11 protein-coding genes are annotated in these 12,160 nt (G+C 70.2%); 5 read left to right on the top strand and 6 right to left on the bottom strand.

The window, feature by feature from the left end; all coding sequences use genetic code 11:
• On the top strand, nt 1-767 hold a 767-nt coding region (locus ACFTQE_RS10855), incomplete at its 5' end, for an EamA family transporter (RefSeq protein WP_376925072.1).
• A 317-nt stretch (nt 768-1,084) separates the two neighbouring features.
• On the top strand, nt 1,085-2,608 hold the full coding sequence (locus tag ACFTQE_RS10860) for a sugar transferase (RefSeq protein WP_376925073.1): 1,524 nt from the start codon (nt 1,085-1,087) through the stop codon (nt 2,606-2,608).
• 38 nt (nt 2,609-2,646) lie between these two features.
• Here ACFTQE_RS10860 and ACFTQE_RS10865 read toward each other — a convergent pair whose 3' ends face one another.
• A complete protein-coding gene (locus ACFTQE_RS10865) occupies nt 2,647-3,069 on the bottom strand; it encodes a VanZ family protein (RefSeq protein ID WP_376925074.1) in 423 nt (140 codons plus the stop codon).
• Nucleotides 3,070-3,402: 333 nt separating this feature from the next.
• Here ACFTQE_RS10865 and ACFTQE_RS10870 point away from each other — a divergent pair, with 333 nt between their 5' ends.
• Both ACFTQE_RS10870 and ACFTQE_RS10875 read left to right on the top strand, forming a co-directional pair.
• The gene (locus tag ACFTQE_RS10870; RefSeq protein WP_376925075.1) at nt 3,403-4,032 is read left to right on the top strand and encodes an acyltransferase; all 630 of its coding nucleotides are present in this window, start codon (nt 3,403-3,405) and stop codon (nt 4,030-4,032) included.
• 67 nt (nt 4,033-4,099) lie between these two features.
• Nucleotides 4,100-5,452 (top strand): DUF4082 domain-containing protein, encoded by a 1,353-nt coding sequence (locus tag ACFTQE_RS10875; RefSeq protein ID WP_376925076.1) that lies wholly within the window; start codon nt 4,100-4,102, stop codon nt 5,450-5,452.
• Here ACFTQE_RS10875 and ACFTQE_RS10880 read toward each other — a convergent pair.
• On the bottom strand, nt 5,418-6,626 hold the full coding sequence (locus ACFTQE_RS10880) for a glycosyltransferase (RefSeq protein ID WP_376925077.1): 1,209 nt from the start codon (nt 6,624-6,626) through the stop codon (nt 5,418-5,420). The two genes, ACFTQE_RS10875 and ACFTQE_RS10880, sit on opposite strands and share 35 nt — an antisense overlap.
• A 50-nt stretch (nt 6,627-6,676) precedes the next feature.
• Nucleotides 6,677-7,576, bottom strand: coding sequence for a glycosyltransferase (locus ACFTQE_RS10885; protein ID WP_376925078.1), 900 nt, complete (start codon nt 7,574-7,576; stop codon nt 6,677-6,679).
• A gap of 179 nt (nt 7,577-7,755) precedes the next feature.
• Here ACFTQE_RS10885 and ACFTQE_RS10890 point away from each other — a divergent pair, with 179 nt between their 5' ends.
• Nucleotides 7,756-8,760, top strand: coding sequence for a hypothetical protein (locus ACFTQE_RS10890; protein ID WP_376925079.1), 1,005 nt, complete (start codon nt 7,756-7,758; stop codon nt 8,758-8,760).
• A 46-nt stretch (nt 8,761-8,806) separates the two neighbouring features.
• On the opposite strand, the gene ACFTQE_RS10895 is transcribed toward ACFTQE_RS10890, so the two are convergent.
• From ACFTQE_RS10895 to ACFTQE_RS10905, 3 genes are all read right to left on the bottom strand, one after another.
• On the bottom strand, nt 8,807-9,871 hold the full coding sequence (locus ACFTQE_RS10895) for a glycosyltransferase family 2 protein (protein ID WP_376925080.1): 1,065 nt from the start codon (nt 9,869-9,871) through the stop codon (nt 8,807-8,809).
• A gap of 108 nt (nt 9,872-9,979) precedes the next feature.
• The gene (locus tag ACFTQE_RS10900; RefSeq protein ID WP_376925081.1) at nt 9,980-11,299 is read right to left on the bottom strand and encodes an O-antigen ligase family protein; all 1,320 of its coding nucleotides are present in this window, start codon (nt 11,297-11,299) and stop codon (nt 9,980-9,982) included.
• Nucleotides 11,296-12,138 carry a hypothetical protein gene (locus tag ACFTQE_RS10905; RefSeq protein WP_376925082.1) on the bottom strand — a complete coding sequence of 281 codons (843 nt, stop codon included), beginning with the start codon at nt 12,136-12,138 and terminating at the stop codon, nt 11,296-11,298. Before ACFTQE_RS10905 ends, ACFTQE_RS10900 begins: the two co-directional genes overlap by 4 nt.
• Nucleotides 12,139-12,160 lie beyond the last annotated feature (22 nt).

Below are 12,160 nucleotides of genomic sequence, written 5' to 3' on the forward strand. Positions count from 1 at the left end.
GTGCGGCCGGGACACCCGCCGCGCCGGCGCCCGGCGTCGGCACGCGGCATCCGCTGCCCGCGTGGCTGCTGGTCGCGATCGGCGCCGCCGGAGTGCTCGCGTACCAGCCCGCGTTCTTCGCGGGCACCGCCGCGAACGGCGTCGCGGTCGGCACGGTCGTCGCGCTCGGCTCGGCCCCGGTCATCACCGGTGCGCTCGACTGGGCGTTGCGACGCCGCTATCCCGGCCACCGCTGGGCCGTTGCGACCGCCATCGCGACGCTCGGGGTCGGCATCCTCGCCGCGGCGACCGGCGGCGGCGGGGCCGTCGGCGCCGACCCGCTCGGCCTCGCGGCCTCGCTCGGCGCGGGCGCCTCGTACGCCGTCTACACGCTCGCCGCGAAGGCCCTGCTCGACCGCGGCTGGCGCGGATCGTCGAGCATGGGCGCACTGTTCGGCGTCGCGGCCGTCTTCAGCATCCCCCTGCTGGCGGCGACGGATGCCTCGTGGCTCGCGACCGGGCCAGGGCTCGCGATGGCCCTCTGGCTCGGCCTCGTCACGACGACCGTCGCCTACCTGCTCTTCGGCTACGGGCTCGGCGGCCTCACCCCGGCGACCGTCTCGACACTGACCCTCGCCGAACCGTTGACCGCCGGCGTCCTCGGCGTCGCGCTCCTCGGCGAAGACCTGACCTCCGCCGCCCTGCTCGGCCTCCTCGTGCTCGCCGCCGGGATCATCGTGCTCGCGACGGCGGGGACGGGCAGGCGACCCCGGGTCGCCGTCGGCTGATCGTGCGTTGCGTCGCGGCCCGGGCCTTCGGCGACGAGCACCGCTGCGAGGTGCCGGTCACGAGGATCGTGTGCCCCGTTTTGGGTAAGGTGCGCACCCTAGCAGCCGAGTAGCGTCGGGGGCAACTTCCTACTCGAGGAACTGTCACCGACTCGTCGACGTTTGGTTCAGTCGCGAGTCGTCACCGATGCCGGGGCGACCCGGCATCACCCCCGCTCGCCCGTACCCGAAACGAACCTGCCCATGCCTGCAACCCGCCGGCGTTCTCGTCGACTCCGTAGTGGCCGCTCCGCCACCAGTGGATCCGTGTCGCGCTCATGACCGGCTTCCCCTCGCCCATGGAACCGCCCGCGAACAACGTCGCGCGGTTCCACGGTTCCGGTGCGCCCCTCGCCGTCGATGCCGACGAGGCCTCGACCTCGGGCGCCCGGTGGGTCCGGCGATATCGCGATCGGCTGCGTGTCACCGACGCGGTGATCGTCGCCGTCGCCATGCTCACCGCCGTCGCCGCGAGATCCGCGATCATGGGTCCGAACATCCTCGACGAGATGGCCACCGAGCGGATCGGAGCACCCGTCGCCATCGCGGCGGCGTGGCTGCTCGCCCTCGTCGCATTCCGCACTCGCGAACCGCACGTCCTCGGTGGCGGCGCACTCGAGTACAAGCGGGTGCTCAACGCGAGCGCGACCACCATCGGCGTCGTGGCCATCATCTTCCTCGTCGCGCAGCCCCCGAACGTGCGGTGGTATCTCGGGATCGGGGCTCCCGTCGGCGTGGCCGGCCTGCTGGCCGGCAGGTGGCTCTGGCGCAGATGGCTCTATACCGAACGCCGTCGAGGTCGCTTCCTCTCGCGCGCGATCGTGGTCGGGTCCCGCGTCGATGCGGAGTACGTCGCCTGTCAGATCGCACACGACGCCGGCGCCGGATTCGTCGTCGTCGGTGCGGCGATCGACGACGGCGACGGTTCGGAGTTCACCGCCGAGGGCCGGCCGGTTCCCGTCTTCGACGGCATCACCGCCGCAGCGGCCGCGGCAGCGGCGCTGCATGCGGACGCGGTCATCGTCACCGGGCAGTACAACTTCGCGGGCGATGCCATCCGACAGCTCAGCTGGGCTCTCGAGGGCACGGCGACCGAGCTCGTGCTCTCATCGAGGCTGACCGACGTCGCCGGCCCCCGCATCCACTTCCGCCCCGTCGCCGGACTCCCCCTCATCCAGGTCGAGATCCCCCAGTTCGACGGCGGCAAGCACGCCCTCAAGCGGGGCTTCGACGTGATCGCGGCCTCGCTCGGCCTCATCGCGATCGCGCCGATACTGATCGCGATCGCGGTCGCGATCAAGCTCGACGGCCCCGGCCCGATCCTCTACATGCAGGAGCGCATCGGCCGCGACGGCAAGACCTTCAGGCTGTTGAAGTTCCGATCGATGGTTCCGGGCGCCGATCAGGTGCGCACCGAACTCCTCGAACGGAACGAGGCCGCCGGTCTGCTCTTCAAGCTCAAGGACGACCCCCGGGTCACTCGCATCGGCCGGTTCCTCCGGCAGCACTCCCTCGATGAGCTCCCACAACTCTGGAACGTGCTCCGCGGTGAGATGAGCATGGTCGGCCCCCGGCCGCCGCTCGCGGAGGAGGTCGACCGGTACTCCGAGCCGGTGCACCGCAGGCTCCTCATCAAGCCGGGGCTCACGGGCCTCTGGCAGGTCAGCGGAAGGTCCGACCTGAGCTGGGAGGAGAGCGTGCGCCTCGATCTGTACTACGTCGAGAACTGGTCGCTCACGGGCGACCTCATGCTCATCTGGCGCACGGTGCGGGTCGTCGTACGGTCGGTCGGCGCGTACTGATCGTCAGCGGGTTCCTGCGGCGAACTGCTCCATGCGCGTCATCCCGACGGCGTCGCCGACGGCGACCGACCGGCGGTGCTCGCCGTGGCACGCTTCCGGCGGGAGCTCGAACGCAGGACCACGAGGGCGATGAGGCTGCCGATGGCCGCCCCGAGCACGTTCGCGAGCACGTCTCGCAGGCTCGCCACTCGGGAGGGGAGGATGAGCTGCACCAGCTCGACCGACGCCGACAGCACCACCGCCGACGTCAGGCCGAGCCAGAAGCGTCGCGTCGAGAGGGTCAGCAGCAGCCCGAACGGAACGAAGAATGCGATGTTCGCAGCGAACTCGACCATTCCCGCGCGGACTCCGGGGACTCCGAGTGCATCGTTCGCCCACGTCGCGATCGCCTGGGTGATCGCTCCGAACGACAGCGGCGCCATCAGCACGACGGCAGCGAGCAGCAGGTACACCGCCAACACCCAGAGAGCCCACTGGGGACGCATCCGCTCCACAACCCGCCTCGATTCGAACCTGGTCGCGCGCAAGCCGCGGAACGCTGCGACTTCCGCGATCCGGCCCGGCCCGGCCAGCGTATCGCGACCGTTCCCGCCCTCGACTCCCCCTGACTGGGGGAGGCGGACGCTGGTTCTGCACGAGTAGTTTCTCGATTGGGCGAGTGGTCGGCGAGCCGATCCCTCGACCCATCGAAGGGGAACCGCGACTCGGTGATCATCCGACGCTCCATGATCCCGAACCGATCACGATCGTCACCGTCATCGTCACCGTCGCTGTCGCCGAAGGAGCGTGCTGAGTTGACTGTCGCCTCGTCGCCATCCGACGCCGAACCTCTCGTCTCCGTCGCCGCGAGTGCGCAGATCGACCCGTCGTCGAGCATCGGCGACGGCACCCGGATCTGGCACCTGTCCCAGCTCCGGGAGCGTGCCGTCGTCGGCTCGAACTGCACCATCGGACGGGGCGTCTACATCGGTCCCGGGGTCGTCATCGGCGACCGGTGCAAGATCCAGAACTCCGCGCTCGTGTACGAGCCGGCAGTGGTCGAGGACGGCGCCTTCATCGGACCGGCCGTCGTGCTCACGAACGACGAGTATCCGCGCGCCGTGAATCCCGACGGCACCGTGAAGTCCGCCGATGACTGGCACGCCGTCGGCGTCATCGTGCGCGCGGGCGCATCGATCGGCGCTCGTGCCGTGTGCATCGCACCCGTGACGATCGGCGCATGGTCGCTCGTCGCGGCGGGGGCCGTCGTCACGAAGGACGTCCCGGCGCACGCACTCGTGGTCGGCACGCCGGCCCGGCAGGTGGGCTGGGTCGGCAAGGCGGGCGTGCCGCTCACCCTCGAACCCGATGGGCGCTGGACCTGTCCGCGCACCGGAGAGCGCTACGCCGAGATCGACGGCGTGCTTTCGGAGCAGACCCGCTGAGTGGAACACCGTGCGACGACCGATTCCGACACCCGACACGAGCCGCAGACGTCTCCTCGCCGTGGCCGTGGCAATCGTCGCGGCCGTCACCGGAGTCGTGAGTCTCGCCGTCCTGGCGACGATGGGGGCCGCGGCCGACACGACCACGATCTGGGGCACCGAGCGGCCGCCCGGCGTGGAGTTCTCCTCCGATCCGCAATCGGTGGAACTCGGCACCGTGTTCATTCCGACCGTCGGCGGAGTCGCCACCGGCATCCGCTTCTACAAGGCTGAGGGGGCCACAGGCGAGCACACGGGCACCCTGTGGTCGGAGGACGGCGGGAAGCTCGCCGACGCCGCCTTCGCCTCCGAGACGTCATCGGGCTGGCAGAGCGCCGAGTTCGCGCACCCCGTCGAACTCGAGGCCGACCAGACCTACGTCGTCTCGTACCGAGTGCCGCAGGGCGGCGGCTACGGGGTGACGGTGGACCACTCGGGCGGGTCGCACAGCGATGCGCTCGATGTCGGCATCACGGACGCCGGGGTCTTCTCGTACGAGTCGGGCGACGCCGTTCCTCGCGCGAGCTGGCGCTCCAGCCAGTACTGGGTGGATGTCAACTTCGTCACCGACGCGACACCCACGCCGCTGACCGCGCAGGGCGTCTTCCCGACCCGTGAGACCGTCGGCCTGCCCGATGGCTGGAAACCGGAGCGCGAGGAGACGGGCGAGGTCTGGATCCGCGAGGCGGGCGCCGTGATCGAGGACGTCCGGTACACCGACAGCACGATCTACGTCGAGGCCCCGAACGTGACCTTCCGCCGCATCCAAGCCGACGATGCCCGGATCGTCACCGACTACGGCAACGTGTGCAGGAACGGCCTTCTCGTCGAGGACTCCGAGTTCACCTCGAGCGGAACCAACGGCTTCGAGGTGATCGGCCCCGGCGGCTACACCGTTCGGAACACCGCCATCGACGGCGTTCCGGAAGGACTCCGTGCGGGAGGCAAGGGCGTCGGGTGCGAGACCGTGACCGTCGAGTTCACCTTCATCCGCATCACTCCCCCGCAGGTCTGCGGCGACTGGCACGGTGACGGCATCCAGGGCTATGACGGACCGCATCTCGTCGTCCGACAGTCCACCATCCTGATGGAGGAGACGGAAGGATGTCACGGAACCGCGCCGTTCTTCTACCCCAGCGGGCAGGAGAACACCTCGGTCGACATCGACGGATTGATCGTCAGCGGCGGCGGGTACTCCTTCCGCAACGGCATGCCGGGCTCGATCCGGAACCTCAACGTCGTCGACGGCGGTTGGGGCTTCGCTCCGGTCGACGTCCGCTGCTCGGCCGTGCAGACCTGGCAGGCTCGTGTGGTGACGCTCGACGCGGCCGGACAGCCCGTCCCGCTCAGTCGTCTGCGGTGCTCGGGAGACGGCGGCTGACCGCAGCGTAGAGCGCAGTCATCCGCTCGAGACGATGCACCCAGAGGTGGGTCGACGCTGCGCGCATCCGGGCTGCCGCACCCATGCGGCGGCGGAGCTCGGGATCCGCAGCGAGCGCTCGCAGCGCGGCCGCGCAGTCCACTGACATCTGTGCGGGCGAGTCCGCCGGGATCCGGAACGCGCACGACTCATCGGTACTGGCCGCAGGGCCTCCGCGGTCGCAGACCACGAGCGGCAGGCCGAACGACATCGCCTCCAGCACGACGCTGCCGCCGGGCTCGCGATAGCTCGGGAAGACGAAGACGTCGGCCCGCTCGTAGAACCCGTCGACGACGGCGCGCGGCACCTGTCCATGGAACGTGACGCGGTCGTCGAGGCCCAGGTCGCGGACGAGTTCCTCGCATGCCTCGCGGTCGTTGCCCTCGCCGAGGACGTCGAGGGCGAGGTCCTGGTCGCCCAGGAGGTGCATGGCCCGGATGACATCGCGCAGGCCCTTCGTCCGGACGATGCGCCCGACGTGGAGGAGCCGCACGGGTCCGCTGCGTCCCGAGCGATCCACCGGCGGATGCACCGCGTGCATCGCCACGTCGCTCATCGTCTCGAAGCGCCGGATCGACAGACCGGCGAGCAGCTCGCGAACGTAGGGCGCGATCCCGACGACGCAGTCGGCCGATTCGAACGACCGGCGGAGCAGCGGATCGTGTCGCAGGCGGAACCCGTCGATGCGCCGCAGCCGCTGGTACCACGGGATCGCGCCTTCCTCGGAGACGAAGGCGGGCGGCGAGTCGAGGCTGCCGCCGAGCGGTCCGAGGATGAGCGGGATCCCGAGACCCGCCGCGGGAGACGGGTAGCGCATCGACGCCGGGATGACCTGGTGCGCGACGTCGAACTGCTCCCCCTCGGCGAGCCGCGCACGGATCCATCGCCGCGCCTTCACGTAGAACGGCAGGTACCCGGGCTCCATCAGGCTGTTGAGGCGCTCGAAGCGACCGACGCCCTTCGGCTCGGGCCACTCGATCACGCGGACGCCGGGCAGTTGCCGGGAGGGCGGCACATGGCCGCGCTTGAACGTCGTCACGAGGGTCAGGTCGAAGCGCTGCGACAGGAGGCTCGCCCACTGGTGCGCCAGCCAGGACTCGCCGACGTCCGAACCATCGCAGGTCGGCGCGATCATCAGGACCCTCGTCACGTCGGGCCGCTCGCTCCCCGGCACGCCTTCGCCGCTCATCCCGGCAGGAAGGTGTCACTCGCGCCGAGCGCGGCCGGCCGCTCCGCGGGACGCAGCAGGGCGCGAACGGTCGGCCAGGAGGCGCCATGCCAGCGGATGGCGCGACGCACCTCGATGAGCACGGTCATCGAGAAGTACAGCCAGGCCCGCACGGGCCCCGTCTGCCGACGGTAGACGCGGACCCGGTTCACGGCCTTCATCGTGTGGGTCGTGACACTCTCGCCCGACCCGCCGCCGATGTGCATGGCGCCCGCGACGGGCGTGTAGACCGTCACTCCGCCGGCGTCCCGCGCGCGCAGGCAGAAATCCGTCTCCTCCGAGTAGAGGAAGTACGACTCGTCGAGCCCTCCGACGGCCTCGTAGCACCGCCGGCCGACGAGCAGGATGGCGCCGACCGCCCAGTCGACCTCCTGCTCGTGCTCGTACTCCCGAGCATCCTCGATCCGTTCGGCGAACGATGCGAGGCCGGTGAAGCTCAATCCGCCGACGCGACCGAGTGTCGGCGCCCGGCGGAGGGTGCGGGAGAGGCTGCCGTCCTGCTCCCGGATGCGGGGCGCGACGATGCCGACCCCCGGCCTGCGCAGCACCGCGAGCATGCGGGGCACGGCATCGGCGTCGAGCTTCGCGTCGGGGTTCAGGATGAGGATCGCCTCGGCCTCGGGAGACGACCGGACGGCGAGGTTGATCCCCGCCGCGTAGCCGTCGTTCGTCGAGGGCACGACCGTGCAGTCGGAGCGACGGCCGAGGAGCTCGAGGGTACCGTCGGTCGAACCGTTGTCGACGACCACGACCGAGTACGACGTCGTCGCGAATGCGGCAGGGAGAGTGTCGAGCAGGTCCGAGATGTGCTGCTCGCTGTTGTAGGTTACGACGACCGCGGCGACATCGACTGTCACGCCGTACATCCTAGGCGGGTGGGTCCGCAGCGGTCTCGCCCCAGAACGTGGGGCGGGATGGGGTGACGACGCGCGCCGTTGTGCCCTACTTTGAAGGTGTGGACCCGGCCTCTGGGGATGTGGATCCGACCCGACTCCGTGCGACGCCGCCGGGGGGTTCCGCGCGGCCTCTGGTGGTCGTGCTGTACGACGATCGGCCCGACGCCCTGACGGGTCTGAAGCTCGCCGCCCTCAGCCTCCGGGCCACGAGTCCCGGCCTCGACGTCCGTGCGATGGTGCCCGATGCATCCGATCGCTTCCGGGCCTGGGCGACGGCTCATGGCGTCACGGTGATCGACGTGCCCGGCTCGCTGCGTGCGACGGGCTGGGACGTCAAGCCGACCGTGCTGCTGCACCTGCTCGACGAGGGAGCCGATCCCGTGCTGTGGTTGGACACCGACATCGTCGCCACTCGCGACCTCCGCCCCTTGCTCGACCCGCACCCCGACGACGTGCTCATCGCCGCGGAGGAGTACTACTGGGGCTACCACCAGTGTTCGCCGGTGCGAACGACGACGCTCGGCCTCGAGGTGGGCCGTGTGCTTCCCAGGTCGATCAACTCGGGCGTGCTCCGCGTCTCGGCGGCGCATCGACCGCTTCTCGAGCACTGGGCCGCGGTGCTCGGGACCCCGGAGTACGCAGCGGCACAGGATGCCCCGATCCCGCGTCGCCCGGTCGCCTACCTCGGCGATCAGGAGGTGCTCGGCGGGCTGCTCGGCTCGAGCGGGTATGCGAGCGTGCCGCTCGTGCAGCTCCGCCGCGGGGTCGACATCGCCCAGTGCTTCGGGCCGTCCGGATTCACCGTGAAGGAACGCTGGGCCGCCCGGCGCGAGTTGCCGGCTCTCGTGCACGCCATGGGCCGGAAACCCTGGTCGCGTCCTGAACGGGGCACGGGGAGCCTCCGCCGACGCCTCGGGTCCGAATGGGAGCAGCTGCACCTCGACCTCACCCCGTTCGTCTCCGCCGCGGAGCCGCATCTCGCCGAACTGGACGAGCCCGTCGACTGGGCAGCCCCCGTCACCGGCATCGGGCGGCTGCTCGCGAGCATCGGGTCACCGGCGCTGCGGGAGGCGCCCCTCGCGATCCTCGACACGACGCAGCGCGGCGTGCGCCGAGCGCTCCGCATCCGCCAGGTGCCCGCCTGAGGTCCTCCTTCGCGCCGAATGCGAGGCCGGCCGAGCTGCCGAGCGGTCATCCGAGGTAGCGGAACCTGCGCCACCGATGCCATCGCGTCCACGCGGCGAGGTCGCGCCCGGCGGAGCGCACGGCCGGTGGGATGCCGCGCGGCCGACCGCCTGCGCGGCGTACCTGCGCATCCGCCCACGGCCCGCGGGCCACGACCTCGGGGTCGATGCGGTTCGCGAGTTCCAGTATCCAGTCCACGCGGTCGGCGGGCACCTCGGCTCGGTCGAGATCTCGCAGCAGGTCGAACAGCACCTCGTCCGAGAGGCGCCGGCGCATCACCGCGCCCAGGCGGGCGGCGTCGTTCCTCCGCGACCATCCGGAGAGGAACCCCTCGTAGGCCCGCCAGCGCTCCTCGATGTCCCGATAGCCGCTGTAGCCCGTCGAGAGGTTCGAGGCGTGCCGACGGTAGTACGCCTGGTCGACGCCGTTGACGTGGCCGACGTCGGCGACGGCCGCGATGCGCAGCCACATCTCGACGTCGCCCGAGTGCGGGAGGTCGGGGTTGTAGTAGCCCACCGCATGCTGCACCGTCGTGCGCACGACCGCCTCGGGAGAGGAGATGTTGTTCCACCCTCGTCGCATCTGCAGTCCGATCCACTCCTCGCCGCGCCAGGTCGCCCAGGTCACGGTCGGCATCGGCGAGCGAGGCGACGGCTCGGTGACGAACTTCTGCGCGTGACCGAACGTGAAGCCGACCGTCGGGTTCGCCTCCATGAGCGCTGCCGCCCTCCAGAGCGACCCTGGAGCGAGCATGTCGTCGGCGGAGAGCAGCACGACGTAGTCGGAGTCCGCCTCGCGCAGACCGACGTTGTAGGTCCGGATGTGGCCGAGGTTCACCTCGTTCCGGATGAGGCGGACGCCCTCGTGCGCGCCGGCGAGTCGTTCCGCCACGAGCGCCGAGTCGTCGGTCGACGCGTCATCCACGATCGTCACGGTCGTGCGCACGCCCGACTGGAGCAGGATGCTCTCGACGCACTGGGGCAGGTAGTGGCCGTAGTTGTAGCACGGCACGACCACCTCCACGTGCGGTGTCGCACCGACGGGGGGCTGAACGAACCGGCTCAACTTCATCGTGACCCCCGAACCGCGTGAATTCGATCGAACCTCGGCGATGCCCGGTCGAGGCTAACCGAGCCGACGGTGCGCTCGCGACTCCCCGTCCGGGGGACTCCTCCGCGCTCAGCCGCTCCCTGCTGCGCCGCCGTCGTGCTCGAGGCGGTACAGGGCCCCGCACACTCCGAGGAGCAGGAAGAGCGAGCCCATCGTCATCGGGAAGGCGAAGGCGTCGAAGAAGGAGAGGCTGATGAACCCGACGGAGATCGCGGCGACGAGGGTCAGCGCGAGGTCCCGAGTGCGATCGTCCGAACTGGCGCGTCGGAGCCGCAGCATCGTGATCGCCGCGACGACGCCGAGCGCGATGAAGGCCAGCGTGCCGATGACGCCGATGGTGACGAGGAGGCCCAGGTACTGGTTGTCGAAGATCCGGTACTTCGGCAGGAACGTCCCGAGTCCTCGACCGAAGAGCGGAAGCTCGGCGATGAACTGGAACGCGACGTCGAAACTGCCGGTGCGCGATCCGACGCTCGGATCCTCCGGGGCGCCGACGAACAGGTTGACGATGGAGTTGAGCAGGTTGGGCGTCACGACCGACATCGCCGCGATGCCCCCGACGGCGACCAGCGCGATCACCCGCCGGCGCATCTTGGGCCACCCGAGCATGACGATCACCAGGCCGATGACGGCCCCGATGTAGGCCGATCGCGACGAGGTCAACGGGATGACCGCCGCGAGCGCCGCGGCCGGGAGCCATCGGACCCAGCCTCGCTCGACCTGGTTGAACGCCACATGGAGCGCGAGCGGGAGGAGCATCGTCACGAGCACCCCGTACTCGATCGGGTGCACCGCCGTGCCAGACGGACGGGGGAATGCGCCGCGGGTGAACAGCGTGGGCACCTCCGTCACCGTCAGGCCGGGGATGGAGATGCGGTCGACCCATGCCTGCCCGGTGAGCACCTGGATGATGCCGAGTCCTGCGAGGAGCGCACCGCAGACGGCCAGGCGCCACAGGAAGGACTCCAGCCGCTCGCGACTGGGAATCCCGTCATGGGCGATCAGCAGCGTTCCGGTCCACGACGCAGCCGCGAGCAGCGCGACATCGGCTGGGCTGACCTCGTCGGGACTGATCGGGCGCGACATCGCCATCGCGTACGTGACCCCGACGCAGAAGAGGAAGACCCAGAGCGCGGTGCGGATCGGCTCGTGGCTCGCCTGAGCCCGTCGTCGCGGGTTCTCGAAGCGGAGGAGGGTCCAGAGCCGGAACAGGAACCACAGCACGAGGCTCACGAGACCGAAGATCATCGACGGCGCGCCGGCGCTGCCGAGGGCGCCGACGACGAGCTTCGACGGGATGAAGAAGAGGAGCAGCACGTAGACGCTGAGCCACGTGACGGCATCCCCGCTCGTACGCGACCTGCGCTCGATGCCGACTCGGGATGTCACCGAGATTTCTCGAGATTCTCCGGGGCTTGCAGCACGAGATCGTCTGCGGGTTCCTTCACCACGACGGGCGGTTGATCTTCGGCGACGTCGGCATCGTCGGCGTCCGCGCCCTCGGCGTCCGCACCCTCGGTGTCGACGTCATCCTCGGCCGCCTCCGCACCCTCGGCGACGTCGCCGTCGTCGGTGCTCTCGCCGCTGCCGGCTGCGTCGGCGGGCTCCGCGTCGTCGCCGCCCCGTCGTTGCGCCCGCCTGAGGATCAGGCGATCGATCGTGAAGGTCAGGGTCACGGTTGCGAGGAGTCCGACGGCGACCGCGACGATCAGGATGCGGACCGTGCCGTCGGTGTGCTCCGTCGCCTCCGAGTCCATGGTCAGCGGCATCGAGGTCACCGTCGACTCCGACGGGGCCCCGACCTCCTGCTGCAGCCTGGCCAGGTTCGACGGGATCGCCGCTGCCAGGTAGTCGAGCGTGGTGAGGGCGCCGTCGGCCGACTTGTCCGTCACATCGATCGACATCAACGGGCCTCGCGTGGAGGCTTCGATGGCGACGGAGTACTTCGCATCGGGAGACACCTCGGCCACTTCGGCCTGGACCGAGGAACTCTGGAAGTACGCGGCCAGGATCGAGGCGGGCAGCCCGAGATCACCCATCGCGAGGAACGGGTTCCCGCCCTGTCCCACGACGTCCTGAGACGGCAGGAGCAGCACCAGCCCTCGCGCCGTGTACTCGGGCGGGGTCATGTCGACCGCGACATATCCGAGCCACGCCGTGGCGATGAGCCCGACGATCAGCACGTACCATCGGCGCCCGAGTGCGCGGAGGAAGTCGGTCACCACCATACGGACAGAGTACCCGCCCTCC

This window comes from Agromyces sp. NPDC056965 (genome assembly GCF_042673425.1).
In the GTDB taxonomy this organism is placed as follows: domain Bacteria; phylum Actinomycetota; class Actinomycetes; order Actinomycetales; family Microbacteriaceae; genus Agromyces.

What these genes read in the sequence shown, in the direction of transcription:
- ACFTQE_RS10860 (WP_376925073.1), top strand. Translation starts at nt 1,085, where the DNA reads ATGACCGGCTTCCCCTCGCCCATGGAACCGCCCGCGAACAACGTCGCG.
- ACFTQE_RS10880 (WP_376925077.1), bottom strand. Translation starts at nt 6,626, where the DNA reads ATGATCGCGCCGACCTGCGATGGTTCGGACGTCGGCGAGTCCTGGCTG.
- ACFTQE_RS10895 (WP_376925080.1), bottom strand. Translation starts at nt 9,871, where the DNA reads ATGAAGTTGAGCCGGTTCGTTCAGCCCCCCGTCGGTGCGACACCGCAC.
- ACFTQE_RS10905 (WP_376925082.1), bottom strand. Translation starts at nt 12,138, where the DNA reads ATGGTGGTGACCGACTTCCTCCGCGCACTCGGGCGCCGATGGTACGTG.